This window comes from Nocardia lasii (genome assembly GCF_042658545.1).
Taxonomy (GTDB): Bacteria; Actinomycetota; Actinomycetes; order Mycobacteriales; family Mycobacteriaceae; genus Nocardia; species Nocardia lasii.
The window spans coordinates 509,619-534,609 of the sequence record NZ_JBHSQN010000002.1 but is presented as its reverse complement, the minus strand read 5'-3'; the positions used below and the strand labels follow the sequence as shown (position 1 = coordinate 534,609).

Annotated in this window: 11 protein-coding genes and 1 riboswitch; of the genes, 8 read left to right on the top strand and 3 right to left on the bottom strand. The window is 70.4% G+C overall.

The annotated features are described in order from the left end of the window. The 3 genes from ACFP3H_RS06175 to ACFP3H_RS06165 form a co-directional block, all read right to left on the bottom strand. A partial coding sequence (locus tag ACFP3H_RS06175) for a phosphatase PAP2 family protein (RefSeq protein WP_378600803.1) occupies positions 1-503 on the bottom strand: 503 nt, incomplete at its 3' end. Between the two features lie 34 nt (positions 504-537). Beyond that, the gene (locus ACFP3H_RS06170) at positions 538-1,416 is read right to left on the bottom strand and encodes a nuclease-related domain-containing protein (protein WP_378600801.1); all 879 of its coding nucleotides are present in this window, start codon (positions 1,414-1,416) and stop codon (positions 538-540) included. A 66-nt stretch (positions 1,417-1,482) separates the two neighbouring features. Then, a complete protein-coding gene (locus tag ACFP3H_RS06165) occupies positions 1,483-2,877 on the bottom strand; it encodes a DUF2252 domain-containing protein (protein WP_378600799.1) in 1,395 nt (464 codons plus the stop codon). 121 nt (positions 2,878-2,998) lie between these two features. Here ACFP3H_RS06165 and ACFP3H_RS06160 point away from each other — a divergent pair, with 121 nt between their 5' ends. The 8 genes from ACFP3H_RS06160 to ACFP3H_RS06125 form a co-directional block, all read left to right on the top strand. Continuing rightward, the gene (locus ACFP3H_RS06160) at positions 2,999-3,634 is read left to right on the top strand and encodes a CDP-alcohol phosphatidyltransferase family protein (RefSeq protein ID WP_378600797.1); all 636 of its coding nucleotides are present in this window, start codon (positions 2,999-3,001) and stop codon (positions 3,632-3,634) included. A gap of 42 nt (positions 3,635-3,676) precedes the next feature. After that, entirely contained in the window at positions 3,677-4,075 is a 399-nt protein-coding gene (gene gcvH / locus ACFP3H_RS06155; RefSeq protein ID WP_378600795.1) for a glycine cleavage system protein GcvH, read from the top strand. Positions 4,076-4,252: 177 nt separating this feature from the next. After that, positions 4,253-4,738: an oxoglutarate dehydrogenase inhibitor Odhl gene (odhI, locus tag ACFP3H_RS06150; protein ID WP_378600793.1), complete on the top strand. Its 486-nt coding sequence runs from the start codon at positions 4,253-4,255 to the stop codon at positions 4,736-4,738. Positions 4,739-4,808: 70 nt separating this feature from the next. Beyond that, positions 4,809-5,585 (top strand): transcriptional regulator FtsR, encoded by a 777-nt coding sequence (gene ftsR / locus ACFP3H_RS06145; protein ID WP_378600790.1) that lies wholly within the window; start codon positions 4,809-4,811, stop codon positions 5,583-5,585. A 157-nt stretch (positions 5,586-5,742) separates the two neighbouring features. Next, the gene (locus tag ACFP3H_RS06140; protein WP_378600787.1) at positions 5,743-6,216 is read left to right on the top strand and encodes a bifunctional nuclease family protein; all 474 of its coding nucleotides are present in this window, start codon (positions 5,743-5,745) and stop codon (positions 6,214-6,216) included. A gap of 159 nt (positions 6,217-6,375) precedes the next feature. Beyond that, a complete protein-coding gene (locus ACFP3H_RS06135; protein WP_131816826.1) occupies positions 6,376-6,933 on the top strand; it encodes a MerR family transcriptional regulator in 558 nt (185 codons plus the stop codon). A gap of 108 nt (positions 6,934-7,041) precedes the next feature. Continuing rightward, positions 7,042-7,141, top strand: a riboswitch (glycine riboswitch). Positions 7,142-7,308: 167 nt separating this feature from the next. Continuing rightward, on the top strand, positions 7,309-10,119 hold the full coding sequence (gene gcvP / locus ACFP3H_RS06130; RefSeq protein WP_378600783.1) for an aminomethyl-transferring glycine dehydrogenase: 2,811 nt from the start codon (positions 7,309-7,311) through the stop codon (positions 10,117-10,119). A 767-nt stretch (positions 10,120-10,886) separates the two neighbouring features. Further along, positions 10,887-24,991: amino acid adenylation domain-containing protein (locus ACFP3H_RS06125; protein WP_378600780.1), on the top strand; the 14,105-nt coding region annotated here is incomplete at its 3' end.

The following is a 24,991-nucleotide window of genomic DNA, read 5'->3' as shown; positions in this document are numbered from 1 at the left end:
CCGCCGAGCACATCGGTGGGGCGGTGGTAGCCGAGGGCGACCATGCCGGGGATGATCGCGATCAGCGCCGCCACGGTGAGGATCGCGACCACGATCCGCGTCAGTCGGTCGTTCACCAGGTACGCGAAAGTCGTTGCGACGGCGACCAGATGGACGGTGTGACCGCTGGGGTAGGCGAGGAAGTCGTGGAACTGCCTGTCCCACAGGGGTTTCAGCACCCAGGTATTGGCGGCCAGGGCGAGTTCGGGAACCGCGAGCATCGTCACCGCGCGCCACCACTGACGACGCAGCGCGAACCACGCGCACGCGGCGAACAGCAATGCCAGCACCACCGGCGCGTCGCTCGGAAGGACCAGTGCCCGAGCCAGCCCCGGTGACACGGCGTGCTCGGACACCACCGAGTCCAGCGCGCCCGGACCACCGTCGGCGGCGAACGTCAGCGGAATCGCGGCGGTGACGACAGCGCCACCGACGATCACCGACACACGGGCGCGCTCGATCACGGACGCGACGATAGCCGCCGCGTCCGGGCCGGGCTCAGGCCGGACCGTAGGTGAGCACCGCCGTGACCACGAACCACAGCACCCACACGATTGCCACGATCATGCCCAGCGCCAGGGTGGTCCGCAGGAACGCCCGCCCGAAATCGAGATCGCCGCCGACGCGCGGGTACAGCTTCCACGGGCTGTACCAGGGCGCGATCGAACCACGCGACTGCGCTTCCCGCTCGAGCTCGGCCTGCTCGTCGGCGTACTGTTCCGCGGCCGCCTGGGTGGGGCCGCCGTGCCACAGCGTCACATCGATCGGGCCGAGGAAACCCTCGTTGAGCAGGTCCTGCGGTGCGGGCAGGTACGGCAGGATGCCGAGCCCGCGAAACGCGATCGCGATGTCGTTGGCCGTCCAGAGATTGTGTTCCTTCTGGGCCAGCAGGTCGAAGTACAGCTCGAGTCGGTGCGGGTCGTCGGTGACGATCACATCGAAACTCGGGTCGCTCCAGCCCTGGTGCACGTCGATCTGGGCGCCGCGCATCGGCACGATCAGGCCGAGGCCGTGGACCGCGCGCTGGCCGAGCCCGCGCGCGGCGAGGTAGTCCTGCAGGGCGAAGGTGTGCTCGCGGGAGCGTTCCAGCGGGGTCGACTTCTCCGCGCCGGCGAACTGCGCGAGTTCACCGGAGACCATCCACGGGCCGTTGAGCGGGATCTCGAGCACCCCGTCCTGCGGCGCGGTGAACGTCTCGGCCTCGATCACCACGCAACTGGTGGGCGTCCACACCACCGCGTCGAACTGGTGCAGCCGATCCTGGTGGAACAGACTACAATTGATCGTCGCGACGCCGTGCGGGCTGTCGGGGTCCTTCCACGTGCGCAACCAATCGATCAGTGCGCCCTCGGCATCGCTGCCTGCCGCATTCTGCACGCGCACGAGCATGGAGACCGCCCTTCGTTGCTGTGCCGAGAACCGTTGGCGTACATCGTAGCTCGCTCAATCCCGTTCGGCGGCGATCGTGCCCGCCTCGACCGCGGCCACCAGTTCGGCGTGATCGGCCTCGGTGCGATCGGCGTAGCGCACCGCGAAGCGCGCCACCGATTCCTCGAAGCGATCGTCGTCCTCGCTGTCGGTTTCCAGATACCCCGCCAGCGCGCGCGGGTCGAGCGAGCGGGCGTGCGCGCGGGCCAGCAACGCCCCGGCGAGCCTGCCGTAGTCGTCGAGATCCTCCGCCGACAGGCCCGCCGGATCGATGCTGCCCTTGAGGTTGCGGAACTGGCGCACGATGAACGGCAGCGGCTCGTCGAGTTCGACCGTCGTCCAGCCGAGCAGGATGTCGGTCTCGGACTGCACGCTGCGCGCACCGGCCACGATCCGCTCACCCTCGTGTCGGGGCGCGGTCGGCGGCAGGAACGGGGCCAGGGCCGAGGCTCGCGCCTGTTTGACCTGGAGCACCACCGCCTCGCCGTCGTTGCCGTGCAGCAGCGCCACATAGCTGTGCAGGCCCACGCTGCCGGTGCCGACGATGCGGAAGGCCACGTCGGAGACCGCGAACCGGGCCAGCAGTTCGCGCCGGGACTCACGGATGGTGCCCGCGTACTGTTGCAGCCCGTCGATCACGGCCTCGGCGACGTGTTCGTCGACCGAGGTCAACACCGGCGGGTCGCTGACGAAACGGTGCTTGCGGATATCGGTCTCGTGATCGTCGAGATGGGTCCACTTGGCCACCACCTTGGCGCTGGTGTTCTTGCGGGCCTTCTTGGCGGCCTTCTTGAAGTCGTCGATCAGGTCGTGGGCCTGGGCGCTGGCCAGGATCGACTCGTCGGGCAGCGCGGTCCACGACTGCATGAACGGCATGCCCGCCAGCTCGGCCACGGTGGCGCGGTAGGAACTCGCGGCATCGCGCGCGGCGAGCACACAGTCGTCGGCGTCGGCGCCGCTCTCGCGCCCGGCCAGCACCAGACTCGCCGCCAGCCGCTCGAGATCCCACTCCCACGGGCCGCGCACGGTCTCGTCGAAATCGTTGATATCCATCACGATCTCGCCGCGCTGCGTGCCGTACAGACCGAAGTTGGCGGCGTGGGCGTCACCACAGATCTGCGCGGTCAGGCCACTGTCGGGACCGGCGGACAGGTCCGCGGCCATCAGACCCGCGGCGCCGCGGAAGAACGTGAACGGCGAGGCGGTCATCCGGCCGATCCGCAACGGGATCAACCGCTCGATGCGGCCCTGATTGCTGGTGTCGATGAACTCGCGCACCGTGGGCCGGTCCTGACTCTCGGCGGCGCGGTCGCGATCGGTGACGGGCACCCGCTCGCGGGCGGCGCGACCCCGTTCGCGGGCCTCCTCGGCGGAGACATAGGAGCGCAGATCAATAGCACTGTCGGGCACGACTGCCCAGGTTAGCGGGTTCGCGCCGGTCGGGCAGCACACCCGGCCCCACCGCGGCGGATCGGTGGCGTTTCGGCGTGGCCGGATGGCGCGAGCGGGGGTGGCTGCGGTAAGCATGGGCGTGGCAACCGAATCAGGACAGCCGAACACGCGCGACACCGAAACCGGTGGCGTGTTCAGCGACCGCATCCTGACCGTGCCCAACGCACTGAGCGTGGTGCGGTTGATCGGCATCCCCGTTTTCCTGTGGCTGATGCTGGTCCGACATGCCGACGGCTGGGCCTTCGCCCTGCTGATCGCCAGCGGCTTCACCGACTTCCTCGACGGCAAACTCGCCCGACTGCTCGACCAGGCCTCGCGCCTGGGCGCGCTGCTCGACCCACTCGTGGACCGGCTCTACCTCGTGACGACCCTGGTGGCCTTCGTCGCGCGCGGGCTGCTGCCGTGGTGGATCGCGGTGATCCTGATCGGGCGCGACCTCGTGCTCACCGCCACGCTGTCGGTGTACAAGCGGCGCGAGCTACCCGCCCCGGAAGTCATCTACCTGGGCAAAGCGGCCACCTTCGCGTTGATGTCGGCCCTGCCGTGGATGCTCACCGGGGAGATGGATTGGGCGGGCGCCACTTTCGGCTGGGCCTTCGGCTGGGCCCTGCTCATCTGGGGCACCGCGCTCTACGTCTGGACCGGGCTGCTCTACGCGGGGTTGGCGGTCGCGGTCGCGCGAACGATACCGCCTGTGCCCCACCGCGGGAGCTAGTCGATACTGTTGCGTGCATCGTCGATGAAGAAAGGACGTCCTGTGACCCGGACCCCGGAGGACCTGCGCTACACCGAAGAGCACGAATGGGTGCGGCGGACCAGCCCCACAGCGGTCCGTGTCGGCATCACCGACTACGCCCAATCACAGCTGGGTGACGTCGTGTTCGTCCAACTGCCCGACGTCGACGCCGACGTGACCGCGGGCGAGAGCATCGCCGAGGTCGAGTCGACCAAGAGCGTGTCCGACATCTACGCGCCGCTGAGCGGCAAAGTCGTTGCGGTGAACGAGGATCTGGTGTCGGCACCGGAGACGCTCAACACCGATCCCTACGACGCGGGCTGGCTGTTCGAGCTCGCGTTCGACGACGAGGCAACCCTGGATTCCGCGGTCGGTGAACTGCTGGATGCCGCGGGTTACCAAGGAGTTATCGGGGGCTGACGCAGCCTTCACAGTTCTCCCTGCACGGGCACGCCCCGGCAGGGTACGGTCAAAGCCAAGCGGATACGTCGGGGAATCGACGCCGGGAACTCTCCCGGCGAGGTGATCGCGCCGGTCGTGTCGGGCGAATACAGCACCTGCTTGCATGGATAATCAGGTTCGAGGAGGAGAGAAACGGTGAGCGAGAACAGGGACCCGGGTTACGGGGAAACCGCGGCCGAGACGACATCGGTCTTCCGCGCGGACTTCCTCAACGAGGTCGACGCGTCGCGCTCCGCAGAGCCGACCGGTGAACAGCCGGTCCAGGGCGTCGAGGGCCTTCCGGCCGGCGCGGCCCTCCTGGTGGTCAAGCGTGGCCCGAACGCGGGCTCGCGTTTCCTGCTGGATCAGCCGACCACCTCGGCCGGCCGCCATCCCGACAGTGACATCTTTCTCGACGACGTCACCGTCAGCCGTCGGCACGCCGAGTTCCGTCAGGACGACGACTCGTTCCAGGTCGTCGATGTGGGCAGCCTCAACGGCACCTACGTCAACCGGGAGCCGGTCGATTCCTCGGAGCTGCAGAACGGCGACGAGGTCCAGATCGGCAAGTTCCGGTTGGTCTTCCTGACCGGACCGCGTACGCAGGCCAGCGAGTCCGCATCGGGCGCGGGGTCGCGATGACCCCTACGGTACTGGTGCCCGCGACGGGCACAGTGCTGTGACAGGGGCGGCGCAGTGGGCCCGCGGAGGGATGTCGATCGGCTCCGTACTCGACCTGCTGCGACCAGATTTTCCTGATATCACCATCTCCAAGATCCGGTTCCTCGAATCCGAGGGCCTGATCCGGCCGGAGCGAACGCCGTCGGGGTACCGGCGGTTCTCGGTCTCGGACTACGAACGGCTGCGCTTCGTGCTGACCGCGCAACGCGATCAGTACCTGCCGTTGAAGGTGATCAAGGAGCAGTTGGAAGCGATCGACAGCGGGGCGGCGACGCTGGGCGTGCGCGAAGCGCGCGCCCGCGCGCACTCCCACCTCGGCGCCGCGGAGGCCGGGCACGCGGTGCCCGGTCCCGTGGACGCCGAACAGACCAGAACACCGCGCCGACTCGGTGTGGTGCCGGGGGAGTTCACGCCCGAGGAACTGCGCGTCGATGTCGGCGTGCGGCTCACCAGGGCCGATCTGCTCGCCAAGGCCGAGATCGACGACGCTTTCCTCGACGACCTGCTGCGCGCGGGTCTGATCGTGGCCGGGGTCGGCGGGTTCTTCGAGTCCGACGCGGTGACCCTGGCCCACGCGGCGAAGGCGATGGCCGAATTCGGTCTGGAAGCACGCCATCTGCGCGCGTTCAAACTCGCCGCCGATCGCGAGGCCGCGCTGATCGCGCAGATCGCCGCGCCCATCGCGAAGAGCCGCGACGCCGACGCGCGCGCCCGCGCCGAGGAGACCGTCCGCGAACTCGCCGCCCTGTCGCTGAACCTGCACGCCGCACTGGTGACCGCCGCGGTACGGGCGGCGCTCGGCGGATGACACACCCGGCTCGATGATCAGGTATCGCCCCGGCTACACACCGATTTCGGCTCGATCGTCCCCGCTACACGTCCTGAAATTCGCCTAGACTCAGAGTTACGGCGAGCTGTGCAGCTGTCGTGCCGGCCGGCGGCGAGTATGGGAGGCAGGACACTTCATGAGTGAGATGCGCGTCATCGGCATCCGTGTCGAGCAGCCACAGAATCAACCCGTGCTGCTGCTGCGCGAGGCCTCGGGGGAGCGGTATCTGCCGATCTGGATCGGGCAGGCCGAGGCCACCGCGATCGTGCTCGAGCAGGAGGGGGTCACCCCGATCCGTCCGCTCACCCACGATCTGATCAAGATCCTCATCACCGAACTGGGGCACACGCTCAAGGAAGTGCGGATCGTGGATCTGCAGGAGGGCACCTTCTACGCCGATCTGGTCTTCGACGGCGACCTGCGGGTCTCGGCGCGGCCCTCGGACTCGGTGGCGATCGCGCTGCGGGTGGGGTGCCCGATCTTCGCCGAGGAGCCCGTGCTCGCCGAAGCGGGGCTGGTGATGCCCGACGAGCGCGAGGACGAGGTGGAGAAGTTCAAGGAGTTCCTCGAGTCGGTCTCGCCCGACGACTTCAAGGCGACCGACAGCTGAGCCCGGTTTCCTAACCCTGAAGTAGAGGTCCAGCGAATCGCGGTGTTCGGTGCTTGGTGGGACAACACCGCAGGTCCGACAATGGCAGGAGTAACCTCGAGAGTCGGGCAACATCCATCGTGACTGGCGACCCGAGAACGTCGGCAGAAGGAGCGGTCAGTGGAAGAACAGACGCAGGATGTCGTACAGCCCGGCCTGTTCCCGGATGATTCGGTGCCCGACGATCTGGTCGGCTACCGGGTCCCCAGTGCCTGTCAGGTCGCCGGCATCACCTACCGCCAACTCGATTACTGGGCCCGCACCGGGCTGGTCGTCCCGTCCATTCGCGGCGCGGCGGGCTCGGGCAGTCAGCGGCTCTACTCGTTCAAGGACATCCTCGTCCTCAAGATCGTGAAGCGCCTGCTCGACGCGGGCATCTCGTTGCAGAACATCCGCATCGCGGTCGACCACCTGCGCAGCCGTGGGGTGGGCGATCTGGCCGGGATCACGCTGTTCTCCGACGGCACCTCGGTCTACGAGTGCACCTCGCCCGAGGAGGTCGTCGATTTACTGCAGGGCGGCCAGGGCGTGTTCGGCATCGCCGTCGGCGGTGCCATGCGGGAGCTGACCGGCGCGATCGCCGATTTCCCGGCCGAGCGGGCCACCGCGATCACCGACCGTCCGGAGGACGAACTGTCCTTCCGTCGCAAGGTGCGGGAGAACCGCAAAACCGGGTAGCCCGCCCCCGCGGACCCGGTCGGATCGGGGCGCGAGGCGGCTTTGCTCACACCCGGCGGCCCTGATGGCGTCGCCGGGGTGTTCCTACCTCTAGAATCGTTGGTGCGTCGCCGCCGTGCGGGAGAGTCCTCGGTTCGTGAGAGCCGGGGCGCCGAAGGAGCAGCACCTCCCCGTCAATCTCTCAGGCAACAGGGACCGCACGGTGATTCGACGCCTCTGGAAAGCGGTGGCACAAGGCTGCCCGCCCACGGGGAAAGGGGCACGGTCCACCGATTTCTCGGGCGCCGGGTCACCGAATCTCTCAGGCGCCCAGACAGAGGGGGAGGGCTGGTACCCGTCGACCGTGTGGTCGACCCGCCCGACCTGGAGCTGCCCGTGACCCGTTCGTTCGCCGACCGCCACATCGGACCCGATTCCGACGAACTCGCCCGGATCCTCGCGACCATCGGCGTCGATTCCGTCGACGCCCTCGCGACCACGGCGCTGCCCGCCACGATCCTCGACGAATCCGGCCTCGGCGCGCTGCCCGCGCCCGCCTCCGAGCACGAGGTGCTCGCCGAACTGGCCGCGCTGGCGCAGACGAACACCGTCGCGACCTCGATGATCGGCCTCGGCTACTACGACACCCTCACCCCGCCGGTGCTGGTGCGCAACCTGCTGGAGAACCCGGCCTGGTACACCGCCTACACGCCTTACCAGCCCGAGATCAGCCAGGGCAGGCTCGAGGCGCTGCTCAACTTCCAGACCATGGTTTCGGATCTGACCGGCATGGATGTCGCCAATGCCTCCATGCTCGACGAGGCCACCGCCGCGGCCGAGGCGATGACCTTGCTGCGCCGCGCGGGCAAGTCCAAGTCGAACCGGCTGCTCATCGACGTCGACCTGTTCCCGCAGACCAAGACCATCCTCGGCACCAGGGCCGAGCCGCTCGGGATCGAGATCGTCGAGGCCGAGCTGTCCGGCGGCGAGCTGCCCGAGGGCGAGTTCTTCGGCGTGATCGTGCAGACGCCGGGCGCGTCGGGTCGTGTCGTCGACTGGACCGCGCTGTGCGCCGCTGCCCACTCCCGTGGCGCACTGGTCGCCGCCGGTGCGGATCTGCTCGCGCTGACCCTGATCACCCCGCCCGGGGAGCAGGGCGCCGACGTGTGCTTCGGCACCACCCAGCGCTTCGGCGTGCCGATGGGCTTCGGCGGCCCGCACGCCGGGTACCTCGCCGTGCGCACCGCGTTCGCCCGTCAGCTGCCCGGTCGCCTGGTCGGGGTGTCGGTCGACGCCGACGGCAACCCCGCCTACCGTCTGGCGCTGCAGACCCGCGAGCAGCACATCCGCCGGGAGAAGGCCACCTCCAACATCTGTACCGCACAGGTGCTGCTGGCCATCGTCGCCGCCATGTACGCGAGCTACCACGGCGCCAACGGCCTGCGCGCCATCGCGCGTCGGGTGCACGAGCACGCCGCCGCCGTGGCGACCGGTCTGGGTGGGGCCGTCGTGCACGGCGCCTTCTTCGACACCGTGCTCGCCCATGTGCCCGGCGGCGCGGAAGCCGTTGTCGCCAAGGCGAAGTCGAAGGGCATCAACCTGCGCCTGGTCGACGCCGATCACGTCGGGATCGCCTGCGACGAGGCCACCACCGCCGCGCACGTCGCCGCCGTGGTCGAATCCTTCGGCACCGCACTGACTCCCGACGCCGGCACCGGCACCGAACCGGCCGCGATCGAGACCCGCACCTCCGAGTACCTGACCCATCCGGCGTTCACCCGCCACCACACCGAGACCGCCATGCTGCGCTACCTGCGCGCCCTGTCGGACAAGGACATCGCGCTGGACCGCAGCATGATCCCGCTCGGTTCGTGCACCATGAAGCTCAACGCGACCGCGGAGATGGAGGCCATCACCTGGCCCGAGTTCGCCCGCCTGCACCCCTTCGCGCCCACCGAGGACACCCCGGGCATCCGCACGCTGATCGCCGATCTCGAGCGGTGGTTGGCCGAGATCACCGGCTACGACGCGGTGAGCCTGCAGCCCAACGCCGGTAGTCAGGGCGAGTACGCGGGTCTGCTCGCGATCCGGCGCTACCACCTCGATCGCGGCGACGACCACCGCGACACCTGCCTGATCCCGTCCAGCGCGCACGGCACCAACGCGGCCTCGGCGGCCATGGTGGGGATGCGCGTGGAGGTGGTGAAGTGCCGCGCCAACGGTGACGTCGACCTCGACGACCTGCGCGCCAAGATCGCCGACCACGCCGACCGGCTGGCCTGCATCATGATCACCTACCCGTCCACCCACGGCGTCTACGAGCACGAGGTCGCCGAGCTGTGCGCGCTCGTGCACGACGCGGGCGGCCAGGTCTACGTCGACGGCGCCAACCTCAATGCCCTTGTCGGCCTTGCCCGTCCGGGCCGGTTCGGCGGCGACGTGAGCCACCTGAACCTGCACAAGACCTTCTGCATCCCGCACGGCGGCGGCGGTCCCGGCGTCGGCCCGGTGGCGGTGCGCTCGCACCTGGCGCAGTACCTGCCCGGTGACCCCCTCGAGGCCGGTTCGCACGCGGTCTCGGCGGCCAACTACGGTTCGGCCTCGATCCTGCCGATCACCTGGGCCTACATCCGCATGATGGGCGCCGAGGGGCTGCGCGCGGCCACCCTGACCGCCATCGCCTCGGCCAACTACATCGCCCGCAGGCTCGACGCCTACTTCCCGGTGCTCTACACCGGCGAGAACGGCATGGTCGCCCACGAGTGCATCCTGGATCTGCGCGAGATCACCAAGCAGACCGGCGTCACCGTCGACGACGTGGCAAAGCGCCTGGCCGACTACGGTTTCCACGCGCCCACCATGAGCTTCCCGGTGGCGGGCACGCTGATGGTCGAGCCCACCGAGAGCGAGAACCTCGAGGAGATCGACGAGTTCATCGCCGCGATGATCGCCATCCGCGCCGAGATCGATCAGGTCGGCGCCGGTGTGTGGCCGGTGACCGACAATCCGCTGCGCGGCGCCCCGCACACCGCCGCCAGCCTGGTCGGCGACTGGGACCACCCCTACAGCCGGGAGACGGCCGTGTACCCGCGCGGAATCGGCCATGCCCGGCCCAAGGTGTGGCCGTCGGTGCGCCGGATCGACGGCGCCTTCGGTGACCGCAATCTGGTGTGCTCCTGCCCGCCGCTGGACGCCTACGAAGACTGACCGCCCCCGCGACAACGGGCCCCGCCGAGCTCCTCGGCGGGGCCCGTTCGTCGTTGGGGGGCTCGGATCGACACGTTGCGATTCGGTCGCGGGCGGGTTTGCCGGCAGTGAATTCTCGCCGCCCGTATTTTTGGGCGATAACCGACCGTGTGACTTATTTGCTTGGGTCGAGATGTTGTCCAGTTTGTTGTAGCGCGAATTAAGGACTGTTGAATAAGTCAAGCCCCCATATTTGACGGGAATCGGTGAAGATATATCTTCCGCCGACACGCGCGGTACGGGGTTGCTGGGGGCGATAACCCTCGTGAGGTTTGTCTCCGGGGTTTTTCGGCGTGTCGGCACCCGTCGCAGCCTCGAATATGTCTATCAGGTCGAATGTTCAGTTCATCGGGCGAATTTGCAAGAATAGCTCGCTGTACTGGGGATCTGTGGGAAATGCGTGTCCGAAACGCGCAGCTGTGCGCTGTACGACCAGACCGGTTCCGGCACAGGGGAGTTCGGCTCGGGGGTCCCATCTGCGAAGATGGCGAAATATTGGTTTCGTACGGAATGTCTGAATCCGGTTGTGGGCTGCCGGTAATTGTTACTAGGGTGTTCCCTGTAATTCGTGTGCCAGTTGTTTGCTATCCAGCTAATGTCGGGGATAGGTTTCGGCGGGTAAGCGGCTGGGTACCGCGATCCGCGGGCCGTCAGCGCGGTCTCCGACGGGACCGGATTCAGTCCGTAGATGCTAGGTCGATATAGCCATGCGAGGGGTCGGGTAGATCATGGAGTTCGTCGAAAACTGTGCCGGTAATCGGGACCTCATCCCGCTTTCTTCCGCGCAGTACGGCATGTGGTTCGCGGACAGCGCGCACAGCGGCGCCGCCACCAATATCGCGCAGTACGTCGAGATCGAGGGGCCCATCGACGTGGCGCTGTTCAACCAGGCGGTCCACCTGGCCTGCGAGGAGACCGAGTCGCTGATGGTGCGCATCGTCGAGGTCGACGGTCGCCCCTACCAGCTGGTCGATCGCGACATCACCTTCAACGAGCTGGTCCTCGACTTCAGCGCGGACGCCGACCCGCGGGCCGCCGCGCTCGAGTGGATGCGCGCCGACTACACCCGCCCGGTCGACATCACCCAGCACCAGCTCGCGGTCACGCGCCTGCTGAAGGTCGGCGACGACCGGCACCTGTGGTACGCCCGCGCCCACCACCTCGTGATCGACGGATACGGCGCCTTCAACGTGGTGAGCCGGATCGGCGAGTACTACAACGCGCTGTCGGAGGGTCGCGAGCCCAGTCGCCTGGTCGCCGCGCACCTGCGCGATATCGCCACCGAGGAGCAGACCTATCGGTCGAGCTCGCGGTTCGAGACCGATCGCCGGTACTGGCTGGACAAGGTCGTCGGCCTGCCCGCCCCCGCCGGCCTGTCCGGGCGGGTGGCCCGCGCGGGCACCGTGGACGAGGTCGCCGCCCGCGAACTTCCGGCCGATCTGTGCGCGCTGCTCGATCGCCGCTCCGCCGAACTCGACGCCTCGGCCGCGCAGGTCGTGGTCGCGGCGTTCGCGGCCTTCTTCACCCGGATGACCGGGGCCGACGACGTGGTGCTGTCGGTGCCGATGAGCGCGCGCGTGACGATGAAGCTGCGCAACGCGGCGGCGATGCTGGCCAATATGGTGCCGATCCGCTTCGGCGTCGACGACACCACCACCGTGTCGCAGCTCGTGCGGGCCTCGGTCAACGAACTGGTCTCCGCGCTGCGCCACCAGCGCTACCGCTTCGAGGATCTGCGCCGCGAGTCCGACGCGATCGACAACTCCGCCAACACCTTCGGCCCGGTGCTCAACATCTTGTTCTTCGACTCCGAGATCCGCCTCGGCGACGCGATGGGGCACTATCACGCGCTCACTTCGGGCGCGCTCGAGGATCTCCAGATCAACCTCTACCGCACCGGTCCCGACGCGCCGCTGCGCATCGAGTTGCACGGCAACGACAATCTCTACACCCAGCGCGAGATCGACAGCAACGCCGACGGTTTCCTCGACTTCCTGCACCGGTTCCTCGCCGTGGGCTCCGACGCGCGGGTGGTGGATCTGCCGCTGGTCACCGCAGAGCGCGAGCGGGCGATCATCGCCGCGTCGGCCGGTGCGCCGGGCGCCGCGCCCACCGAGACGCTGGTGGATTCGCTGGCGCGGCAAGCGCATTCGACGCCGATGGCCGAGGCCGTCACCGCCGACGGGGACACGCTCACCTACGGCGAGCTCGACGCCCGCTCCACCCGACTGGCCCGCAGGCTGATCGCCCTCGGCGCGGGTCCGGGCGCGGTGGTCGCCCTCGCGCTGCCGCGTGGCACGCAGGTGATCGTGGCGATGCTGGCCGTGTTGAAGTCCGGCGCCGCGTACCTGCCCCTGGACATCGCCCACCCGCGCGAGCGGCTGGAATACGTTGTCGGCCACGCCGATCCGACCGTGGTGCTCGTCGACGCGGCCACCCGTGAGCTGATGCCCACCGAGCGCGCGCTGGTGCTGGAACCGGGCGACGATCTCGACGGTCCCACCGACCCGATCACCGACGCCGAGCGCACCACCGCGCTGCGCCCCGACAGCGCCGCCTACATCATCTTCACCTCCGGCTCGACCGGTCGGCCCAAGGGCGTGGTGATCAGCCACCGGGCCGCGGTCACCTATCTCGCGAATTCCGTTGCCGCCCTCGATATTCACGCCGGCGACGTGTGGACGTGGCTGCACTCGGTGGCCTTCGACTACTCGATCTGGGAGGTCTTCGGCCCGCTGGTCACCGGCGGCCGCCTGGTGGTCGTGGACGGGTCGACGGCGCGTTCGCCCGAGGAACTGGTGCGCCTCACGGCCCGCGAGCGGGTCACCGTGTTCAGCCACACCCCGTCGGCCTTCTATCAATTCGCCGCCGCGCAGCGGCGCTACCGGCTCGCGGGCGCACCCGAGGGCGCGCAGGCGTTGCGGCTGGTGGTGCTCTCGGGCGAGAGCCTGGATCCGGCGGCGCTGGCGCCGTGGTACGAGGACAATCCGGTCGAACCGCTCATCGTCAACAGCTACGGCATCACCGAGACCACCGTGTTCGTCACCAGGGCCGACCTGAGTGTGGCGTCGGCGGTGCCGGGCGCGCCCAGCGTGATCGGCGCCCCGCTGCCCGGCCTGCGCGCCTACGTGCTCGACCGTCGGCTGCGCCCGGCGCCCGTCGGGGCCTGGGGTGAGATCTATGTCGCCGGTGGGCAATTGGCGCGCGGCTACCTGGGGCAGCCCGCCCTGAGCGCGGGCCGTTTCGTGGCCGACCCGTGGGGTGCGCCGGGGGAGCGGATGTACCGCAGCGGTGACGTGGCCCGCCGCAACCACGACGGCGAACTCGAGTACCGGGGCCGCGCCGACCAGCAGATCCAGTTGCGTGGTTTCCGCATCGAACTCGACGAGGTCCGCGCCGCGCTGCTCACCCACCCCGCTGTCGCCGCGGCGGCGGTGGTGGTCCATCGCCCGGATACCGACGCCGCGCGCCTGGTCGGCTACGTCGTCGCGAACGGCGCCGACTGTGACGTCGCCGCCGTGGTGGCCCAGGCGGGTTCGGTGCTGCCGGAGTACATGATCCCCAGCACTGTGATGGTCCTCGACGAGCTGCCCTTGACGGTCAACGGCAAACTCGACCTGCGGGCCCTGCCCGAGCCCGCCGTGCAGGCCACCGCGTACGTGGCGCCGCGCGGCGGGACCGAGGAGACGGTGGCCCGGGTCTTCGCCGAGGTCCTCGACGTGGACCGAATCGGCGTGCACGACAGCTTCTTCGAGGTCGGCGGCAACTCGCTCACGGCCGCGAGCGCGGTCGTGCGACTGGCCGAGGCCACCGGCTGTGAACTGTCGGTGCGCGACCTGTTCGGCCACCCGACCGTCGCCGGATTCGCCGAGTGCGTCGGCCGCGCCCGGCGCCGCGCGCGCCCCGCCCTGGTGCCCGTGCCGCGCGACGGATTCGCGCCGCTGGCACCCGCGCAGCAGCGGATGTGGCTGATCAACCGGGTCGATCCCGGTTCCGCCGCCTACAACATCCCCCTGGTCCTTCGCCTCACCGGCCGGCTCGACGCCACCGCCCTGCGCGCGGCACTGGGCGATGTGCTCGAACGCCACGAAGCCCTGCGCACGCGCTACCCCGCCCGCGACGGCGAGGGCGTCCAGGAAATCCTTTCCGGCGCAACGACACTCGACGACTTCCCGCTCGTTCCCGAGCAGGTCGACGGCGCGGCCCTGGCCGACCGCATCCGGGAACTGACCGGCGAGGGTTTCGACGTCTGCGTGCGCCCGCCGCTGCGCGCGGCCCTGCTCACCACCGGGCCCGAGGACCACGTCCTGGTCCTGGTGCTGCACCACATCTGCTGTGACGGTGTGTCGCTGGCGCCCCTGGCCGTCGACTTCGCCGCCGCCTACGCCGCCCGATCCCAGCACACCGCTCCCGCGCAGCCGCCGTTGCGCGTGCAGTACGCCGACTACGCCGACTGGCACCACACCCTGCTCGGCGACGACGCCGATCCCGACTCCACGGCCGCAGACCACTTGCGTTACTGGACACAGCAATTGGCCGATGCCCCCGCGCTGCTCGAGCTGCCCACCGATCGGCCGCGCCCCGCCCAGCGGTCGATGCGCGGCGAGATCGTCGCCTCCCACATCCCCGCCCGGATCTACGCCGAGGTCGAGGCACTGGCCCGCGCCGCCGACGTCACCCCCTTCATGGTCGTGCACGCCGCGCTGGCGGTGCTGCTGGCCCGGCTCTCGGGCACCGGCGATATCGTCGTCGGCGCGCCGCTGGCAGGCCGCGGTGAGGCCGACCTCGCGCCGCTGGTCGGCATGTTCGTCAACACCGTGGCCCTGCGCACCCCGGTGGACGGCGCCGAGTCGTTCACCGCGCTGCTCGAGCGGGTCAAGGACATCGACCTCGACGCGTTCGCGCACGGCGACCTGCCCTACGACCGGGTCGTGGAAGAGCTCGACCCGCAGCGGAGCACGGCCTACGCGCCGATCTGCCAGGTGTATCTGTCCTTCGACAACACCGAACTGCCCCGCCTGACCCTGCCCGACCTCACGGTCGAGGTCCTCGATCCCGGCGCCGAACCGGCGAAGGTCGACCTGGTCGTCACGATCGGCGCGAACGCCGCCGCCGGTGACGTGTCGTTGCGGATCAACTACGCCACCGATCTGTTCGATCCGGCCACCGTCGAGAACCTGGCCGAGCGCCTGTGCCGGGTCCTGGACGCGGTGGTCACCGATCCGTCCGTGCCGGTCGGTGACGTGGACCTGCTCTCGGTCGTGGAACACGCGGTGCTGCGCCCGGTTCGGGGCGCGGACGCGGTGCCCGGCATCGCGCTGGCCGACCTGCTCGCCAAGGGCGTGGCGATCTCGCCGAGCGGGGCGGCCGTGGTCTCGGGCGAGGAGCGCATGGACTTCGCCGAACTCGACGCGCGGTCGAACCGGTTCGCCCGGCGCCTGCTCGACGAGGGCGCCCGACCGGGCGCGGTCGTGGCCATGGTGTTGCCGCGGTCGGTCGATTTCGTGGTGGCCGTGTGGGCGGTCGCGAAAACCGGTGCGGCCCTTGTCCTGATCGATCCGCGCAATCCACGCGACCGGGTGCGCTCGATGCTGGCCGACAGCATGCCGATGGTCGTGCTCACCAGCGCCGAGGTCGACGGTGTCGCGCCCACGGGTCCGTGGTCGCTGCTGATGGTCGCCGATCCCGTCTCGCGCGCCATCACCGACGGGTACTCCGCGGCGCCGGTCACCGACGCCGAGCGGGGCAGGCCCGTGCACTCGGGCGATGTGGCATACGTGATCTACACCTCGGGCACCACCGGTGTGCCCAAGGGCGTGGAGGTCACCAACCAGGGCCTGGCCAATTTCGCCGCCGAACAGCAGGATCGCTACGACGTCGACCCCGGCGTGCGCGTGCTGCAGGCCGCCGGTCCCGGTTTCGACGCGGTGATGTTGGAGATCCTGCTCGCCCACCCCGGTGGCGCGACGCTGATCATCTCCCCGCCCGATGTGTACGCGGGCAAGGAACTCGCCGAACTCGTTGTCGACCACGGGGTTACGCACGCTTTCCTCACCCCGACCGTGCTGGCGTCGATGTCGCCGAAGGGACTGGACTGCCTGCAGGTGCTGGTCTCCGGCGGCGAGGCCCTCACCCCCGATCTGAGCGCGGCGTGGGCACCCGGCCGGCGCCTGTTCAACGGCTACGGACCCACCGAGACCACGATCATGGTCGCGATCAGCGACCCCGTCGCCGCGCAGGGCCCGATCACCATCGGCGGCCCCATCCGCGGCATGTCCGCGCAGGTCCTCGACGCGCGGATGCAGCCGGTGCCGGTCGGCGCGGCGGGCGAGCTCTACATCGGCGGCGTGCAGTTGGCGCGCGGCTACCTGGGCCGACCCACCGTGACCGCCGCCAGCTTCGTCGCCGACCCGTGCGGTGACGGCACCCGCATGTACCGCACCGGCGATCTGGTCCGCTGGACCGCCGAGCGGTCCCTGCAGTACCTCGGCCGCGCCGATCACCAGGTCAAGATCCGTGGTCAGCGCACCGAACTCGGCGAGATCGAAGCCGTGCTGGCCCAGGATCCGTCGGTGAGCCACGCCGTGGTGGTGATCCGGCGCAGCGAGGGCGCCGATCGCCTCGTCGGCTACCTGATCGGCACGGAGGTCGACCCGGAGCGGGTGCGCGCCGACGCGCGCGACCGTCTGCCCGCGCACATGGTGCCCGATGTCTGCATGGTGCTCGACCGGGTCCCGCTCACCGCCAGCGGCAAGCTCGACCGTTCCGTGCTGCCCGAGCCGGTGTTCCCGCACACGGTCGCCGACATCGCCCCGCGCACCCCCGCCGAACAGCTCGTGGCCGGGGTCTACCGGGACGTGCTCGGCGCGGCGCACGTGAGCGCGCTGGACAACTTCTTCGACCTGGGCGGCAACTCGCTCTCGGCGACCAAGGCCGCGGCGCGGCTGTCCGATGTGTTCGGCACCGACATCGCCGTGCGCGCGCTGTTCGAGACGCCGACCGTGGACGCGCTCGCCCGCGAACTGGCCTCGATCGGGCTGCGCGACAACTCCGGCGACACTCCCGGACGGCTCGTGCCCCAGCCGCGTCCGGAGCGGATTCCGCTGTCCCCGGCGCAGGCCCGCATGTGGTTCCTCAACCAGTTCGACATCGCGGCGGCGGTCTACAACGTGCCCGTCGTCGTGCGCGTCAGCGGCCCGCTCGACGTCGGCGCCCTGCGCGCCGCGCTCGCCGATGTCGTCGAACGGCACGAAACCCTGCGCACCCGCTACCCCGACAGCGAAGCAGGCCCGTGGCAGCAGATCCTCGAACCCGACGACGCGCCCGCGCTCGAGCTCATCCTGACCACCGAAGCCGAGGTCAGCGACCAGATCGTGCGCGAGACCGGCGTCGGTTTCGACGTCAGCGCCGAGATCCCGGTGCGGCTGCGTTTGCTGCGCGCGGGTTCGGAGCAGTGGACCGTGGTGCTCACCGTGCACCACATCGCCATCGACGGATCCTCGCTCGCCCCGCTCGCGGGTGACCTGGCCGTGGCCTACGCGGCCCGACTGGCAGGCCACGCCCCGGACTGGGCGCCGCTGCCGGTGCAGTACGCCGACTACACCCTGTGGCGGCGCGAGAACCTCGGCTCGCCCGACGACCCGAGCAGTGTGACGGCCAGCCAGATCCGCTACTGGCTCGCCGCGCTGGCCGACCTGCCGCAGATGCTGGATCTGCCGACCGACCGTCCCCGCCCGGCCGTGCAGTCCTACCGGGGCGCGACCCTGTCGGCCACCATCCCGGCCGAGCTGCACCGCGACCTGGTCGCGCTCGCCCGTCGCCACGACTCGACCCTGTTCATGGTCACCCACGCCGCCTTCGCGATCCTGCTGGCCCGCCTGTCGGGCACCGGCGACATCGCCGTCGGCACCCCGGTCGCCGGGCGCGGCGAACCCGCCCTGGACCCGCTGATCGGCATGTTCGTCAACACGCTGGTCCTGCGCACGCAGGTCGACTCCGGCGCCCCGTTCACCGAGATGCTCACCCGCGTCCGCGACTGCGATCTTGGCGCGTTCGACAACGCCGCGATCCCGTTCGAACAGCTGGTGGAGGTCATCAACCCGCCGCGCAGCACCGCGCACGCGCCACTGACCCAGGTCGGTTTCTCGTTCCAGAACATCGATGTGCCGACCCTGAGCCTGGGCGGGCTCACCGTGCAGGCCGATCTGATCGAGCCCGGCGTCGCCAAGTACGACCTGCACCTGACCCTGGTCGACACCCTCGACCAGTACGGCGCACCGGGCGATATGCGGGTCGAATTCGGTTACGCCACCGACCTTTTCGACGAAGACACGGTGGCGCCGATCTTCGAGCGGTTCGTCACGCTGCTGCGCGGCGTCGTCACCGATCCCGCCGCGCCCGTGGGCGACCTGTCGCTGCTGAGCCCGCGCGAACTCGACGAACTGTCGGTGCGCGCGAGCGGTCCCGAAGCCCCCGTCGACGACGCGACGATCGCGGATCTGTTCGCCGCGCGGGTCCTCGCCGACCCCGAGCACACCGCGGTCATCGACGCCGCCAGTGGCGAGTCGCTCACCTACGGCGCGTTCGGTGCCAGGGTCAACGCCGTGGCCAGGGGTCTGATCGGACAGGGGATCGGGCCGGGAAGCCTTGTCGCGGTGTCGATGCGGCGCTCGGTCGACCTGCTCACCAGCCTCTACGCCATCCACGCCGCGGGCGCGGCCTACCTGCCGCTTGACCCCGATCATCCCGTCGACCGCCTGCGCGCGGTCCTCGCCACCGCGCGCCCGGACGCGGTGCTGGTGCGCGAGGCGATCGAACTGCCCACCGACGCGCCGATCTGGCGACTGTCGGAGCTGCCCACCGGCCGCGCGAACGGTGTCGCCCCCGCCCCGGTGACCGACGCCGACCGGATCCGCCCCCTGCGCTCCGACGACCTGGCGTATGTCATCTTCACCTCCGGGTCGACCGGCGTCCCCAAGGGCGTCGCGCTCACCCACGCGGCCGTGGTCAACCAATTGCGGTGGATCACCGCGCAGTACGCGATCGGCGCCGCCGACGTGCTGCTGCTGCGCACCCCGGTCACCTTCGACCTGTCGGTGTGGGAGCTGTTCACCGCGCCCACCGCGGGCGCCGCGCTCGTCGTCGCGGGCACCGAGGATCACGCCGATCCCGCCGCCGTGGTCGGGCTGATCGCCGAGCACGGGGTCAGTGTCGTCGATTTCGTGCCGTCGCTGCTGTCGGCCTTCCTCGACTCCGCCACCCGCGCCGATCTCGCCACCGTGCGCCAGGTCCTGTGCATCGGCGAGGCGCTGGACGCCGCCACCGTCGCACGCTTGCGCACCGTCAGCGACGCCCGGATCGACAACCTCTACGGACCCACCGAGGCCGCCGTCAGCGCCACCGCCTACCCGATCGGCGAACTCGACGGCCCCACCGTGCCCATCGGCACCCCCGAGGCCAATGTCGTCGCGCACGTGCTCGACGCGCGCCTGCGACCGGTGCCCCCCGGTGTCACGGGTGAGCTGTATCTCGGTGGCGTCCAACTCGCCCGCGGCTACCACGCGCGCCCCGACCTCACCGCCGCCGCGTTCGTCGCCGACCCGCTCGGCGCCACCCCCGGCGCGCGGCTGTACCGCACCGGCGACCTCGCCCGCTGGGACTCCGCCGGGCAGCTGCGCTATGTCGGCCGCCGCGACTCCCAGGTGAAGATCCGCGGCCTGCGCGTGGAACTCGGCGATATCGAAGCCGCCCTGCGCGCGCACCGGACCATCGGCGCGGCCGTGGCGACCGTGCAGACCCTCGCCGGCGAGCAGGTGCTGGTCGGGTACGCCGTGAGCGAGGAGGCGATCGACGCCGACGAGCTGCGGACGTTCCTGCTCGGCCGCCTGCCCGCGTACATGGTGCCCGCCCAGGTGATCCGGCTCGACGCGATCCCGCTCACCGCCAACGGCAAGATCGACTTCCGCGCCCTGCCCGCCCCCGACGCGGTCGTCACCCGCTACCGCGCGCCCAGCGGCATCGCCGAGGAAACCATCGCGACCGTGCTCGCCGACCTGGTGCAGACCCCGTGGGTCGGCGCCGACGACAATTTCTTCGCCCTCGGCGGCAACTCGCTGCTGGCCACCCGCGCCCTGAGCCGGATCGGCGAGGTCCTCGGCGTCACCATCCCCGTGCGCGCCGTGTTCGAGGCGCCGACCGTGGCCGAACTGGCCCGCTGGGTCGAACGGCTGCGCGAGGTCGGCAGTGTGGCCGGTCCGGTGGCCGGGCCGCGTCCCGCGCGCATCCCGCTCTCGCCGGCGCAGAGCCGGATGTGGTTGCTCAACCAGCTCGACCCCGAATCGGCGAGTTATGTTGTGCCGCTGTCGATCAGCCTCGACGGCGAACTCGACATCGCCGCGCTCGTCGCCGCCCTGCACGACGTGGTGCAGCGGCACGAGAGCCTGCGCACCACCTACCCGGCCCACGACGGCACCCCCGCCCAGGTCATCCTCCCGGCCGACGAGGTGGTCGCCGCGTGCGACCTCACCGTCTACCCGGTCGCCGAACACGAGCTGATCCCGCGCATGGCCGAGTTCTTCGGCACCGGCTTCGACGTCTCGGCCGGCGCCCCCCTGCGGGTGGCCCTGTACCGCCTCGGTGCCACCGCGCACGCGCTGGCCCTGTCGGTGCACCACATCAACTGCGACGGATTCTCGGTGGCGCCCCTGGCCGCCGACATCATCGCCGCCTACAGCGCCCGCCGGAGCGGGGCGGCCCCGCAGTGGGCGCCGCTGCCGGTGCAGTTCGCCGACTACGCGCTGTGGCAGCGCGAACAGCTCGACGCCGACGATTCCGCGGCGGCACGCGACCTGCGCTACTGGCGCACCCAGCTCGCGGGCGTCCCCGACGTGCTCGCCCTGCCCACCGATCGCCCGCGTCCGCTGGAGCAGTCCCATCGCGGCGCTACCGTGCACACCACCCTCGCGCCCGAGGTCGCCGAACGTGTTGCGGCACTGGCTCGTTCGGCCGGTGTCACCCCGTTCATGGTGGCCCACACCGCCCTGGCGGTCCTGCTGGCACAGCTGTCGGGCAGCGACGACATCGCGATCGGCACCCCGTACGCGGGTCGTGGCGACCGCGCGCTGGACGGGCTGGTCGGCATGTTCGTCAACACGCTCGTCCTGCGCACCCGGGTGCGGCCCGACCAGTGCTTCACCGACCTGATCGACCTCGCCCGGCGCACCGACATCGAGGCCTTCGACCACGCCGCGGTGCCCTTCGAGCAGCTGGTCGAGGTGCTCAATCCGGCGCGCTCGACCGCGCATTCGCCGCTGTTCCAGGTGATGCTCGCCTACCAGAACATGGCGCCCGCCGTGCTCGAACTGCCCGGCCTCGAGGTCGCCGGCATCGATGTCGGCGCCGACGCCGCCATCTGCGATCTGCTGCTGATGATCACCGAGGACCGCGGCCCGCGCAACGAGGTCACCGGCATGAACCTGCGCCTGACCTACGCCACCGATCTGTTCGACGAGGCCACCGCGCGCCGGTTCACCGACCAGTTCGCGCGCGTCCTCGACGCCGTGACCGCCGACGCGCGCACCGTCGCCGGGGAGATCGATCTCGTCGACGACGCGACACGGGCCCGCCTGGTCCGCCCGCACGACGAGGTCCTGGTCCACCCCGCGCGCACCCTCGTCGACGCCTTCGACGAGCAGGTCGCGCGCACCCCCGGCGCCGTGGCCCTGCGCGTGCCCGGCGGTCGCACGCTGACCTACGGCGAGTTCGACGCCGAGGTGAACCGGCTCGCCCGCCACCTCGTCGACCTCGGCGCGGGCCCCGAAACCACGGTGGCGGTGGCCGTGCACCGCTCGATCGAGCTGATCACCGCGGTGTACGCGGTCGTGAAGACCGGTGCCGCGTTCGTCCCGCTCGACCCCGACCACCCCACCGCGCGCCTGACCCACGTCCTCGAGGTCGCCCGGCCGCTGCTGGTCGTCACGACCGCCGCCGCCGAGGGCGCCCTGCCCGAGCAGGCCCGCCGGGTCCGCCTCGACGACCTGGACCTGCGCGCCTACCGGTCCGACCCGATCGGCAACCGGGACCGTCGCGCTCCGCTGCGCGCCGACAACACCGCGTATGTGCTGTTCACCTCAGGCTCCACCGGCGCGCCGAAGGGCGTGGCCCTGACCCACGCCGCCACCGTGCACCAATTGGCCTGGGCGCAGCGCGAATTCCCGCACGGCACGTCGGATGTGGTGCTGCACAAGACCCCGATCACCTTCGACATCGCGGTGTGGGAGTTGTTCTGGCCGTTGCAGGCCGGTGCCCAGATCGTCGTCGCCGCCCCCGACGGGCACCGCGACCCGGCGTACCTTTCCGAGGTCATCGCCGACGAGAAGATCAGCACCGTGCACTTCGTGCCGTCGATGCTCGACGTGCTGCTCGAACACCCGGGCACCACCCGACTGCCGTCGGTGCGCTACGTGTTCCCGGCCGGTGAGGCGCTGTCGCAGCGCACCGCCACCCGCGCCCAGCAGGTGTTCGATCGGGCCGCGGTCGTCAACTGGTACGGCCCGGCCGAAGCCGAGGTGGTCACCGCCTACCGCTGCACCGCCGATTCGGTGGCGCCGCAGAATGTTCCGATCGGCTACCCGGTCGCGGGCATGACCGCCTACGTGTTGAACGCGCGCCTGCGCCCGGTCCCGGTCGGGGTCGTCGGCGACCTGTACGTGGCCGGTGCCCAGCTGGCGCGCGGCTACCAGGATCGTCCCGATCTCACCTGCGGGGTGTTCCTCGCCGACCCGTTCGGCGCACCCGGCGCGCGGCTCTACCGCACCGGCGACCTGGCCCGCTGGACCCCCTCGGGCGCACTGGAGTTCTTCGGCCGCAGCGACTTCCAGGTGAAGTACCACGGTCAGCGCGTGGAGCCCGGCGACATCGAAGCCGCGCTGCGCTCGATCGACACCGTCGCCCGCGCGGTCGCCCTGGTCACCGAGGACCGCATTACCGCCTACGTCACGGCCGCCCCCGGCGCGCAGCTCGACGGCCCCCAGTTGCGCCGCGAACTCGGCCGGCTGCTGCCGTCCTACCTGGTGCCCGGCGCGGTGATGGTGCTCGACGCCCTGCCGCTCAACGCCAACGGCAAGCTCGACCGCGCCGCCCTGCCGACGGCGAGTTTCGACGATGCCGAGGAGTTCGTCGCCCCGCGCACCGACCGCGAAGCCGTGCTGGCCAAGATCGTCGCCGAGATCGTCGGCGCCGACCGGGTCAGCGTCACCGCCGACCTGTTCGACATCGGCGTGAACTCGCTCTCGGCCGCCCAGATCGCGGCCCGTGCCGAAGCCGCCCTGCGCGTGCGGGTCGCGGTGCGCGACATCTTCGAGGCGCTCACCGTCGGCGCCCTGGCCGAGCGGATCGCCGTGCGCGACCGCTACGCCGGCGTGCCGCTGGTGCGCCACCACGACCTGGTCGAGATCCCCCTGGCCGCCGCGCAGCGCCGCATCTGGATCCTCAACCAGCTCGACCCGGCCTCCGGCGCGTACAACATCGCCTTCGCCGCCCGGCTCACCGGCCCGCTGGACCTCGCCGCGCTGCGCGGGGCGATGGTCGACGTGGTCACCCGCCACGAAACCCTGCGCACGATCTACCCCGCGCGCGAGGGCATGCCCTACCAGCTCGTCCAGGACACCACCGCCGGCGCCGCCGATGTCGAACTCGTCGACGTCGAGGATCCGACGGCGCTGGCGCACCGGCTGCGCGCCACCGTGGACGCGGGCTTCGACATCGCCACCGACACCCCGGTCCGGGCGCGGCTCTACCGCACCGGCACGGACGCCTACGTGCTGGTCCTGGTGGTGCACCACATCGCCGCCGACGGCGCGTCCATGGCGCCGCTGGCCCGAGATGTGTTCGCCGCCTACCACTCTCGCCGCACCGGCACCGCACCCCAGTGGCCCGCGCTGCCGGTCGACTACGCCGACTACGCCCTGTGGCAGCGTGAGTTGCTCGGCGCCGAGGACCACGCCGACTCGCTGTCGGGCCGCCAGATCGCCTACTGGCAGCGGACGCTCGCCGACGCACCGGAACTGCTCGCCCTGCCCACCGACCGCCCGCGCCCGGCGGTGCTGTCGATGGACGGCGCGAGCGTGGACTTCACCGTCGCGCCGCGCCTGCACGACGCGGTCGCCGCGCTCGCCCGCCGCGAGGGCGTCACGGTGTTCATGGTCCTGCACGCCGCGTTGGCGATCCTGCTCGCGCGCACCGCCCATACCGCCGATATCGCCATCGGCACCCCGGTCAGCGGCCGTGGTCGCCCCGAACTCGACGACCTGGTCGGCATGTTCGTCAACACGGTGGTCCTGCGCACCGAAGTCGGTGAGCGCCTGTCGTTCCGGGAGTTCCTTGCCGATCTGCGCGGCACCGACCTGGCCGCCCTCGCGCACGCCGATGTGCCGTTCGAGCGCCTGGTCGAGGTGCTCGACCGGGCCGGTTCGACCGCGTATTCGCCGCTGTACCAGGTGATGCTCGGCTTCCGCAACGCCGATCCCACCCGCTTCGCCCTCGACGACATCGAGGTCGAGGTGCTCGATCCCGATGTGGCCCAGGCCAAGACCGACCTGACGGTGATGCTCAACGAACGCGCCGACGGCGCGGGCATCGACGGCGAGATCGTCTACGCCACCGACCTTTTCACCGCCGCCACCGTCACCCGCTTCGCCGAACGCCTGGTGCGCGTCCTCGAGACGATCACCGCGCGACCCGAGGTGACCATCGAGGACATCGACCTGCTCAGCGCCGAGGAGACCGCCCAGCTGCTGCCCGCGGGCCGCCCGGCGGCGGTGCCCCAGCGGGTCGT

What these genes read in the sequence shown, in the direction of transcription:
- ACFP3H_RS06140 (WP_378600787.1), top strand. Translation starts at nt 5,743, where the DNA reads ATGAGTGAGATGCGCGTCATCGGCATCCGTGTCGAGCAGCCACAGAAT.
- ftsR (WP_378600790.1), top strand. Translation starts at nt 4,809, where the DNA reads ATGTCGATCGGCTCCGTACTCGACCTGCTGCGACCAGATTTTCCTGAT.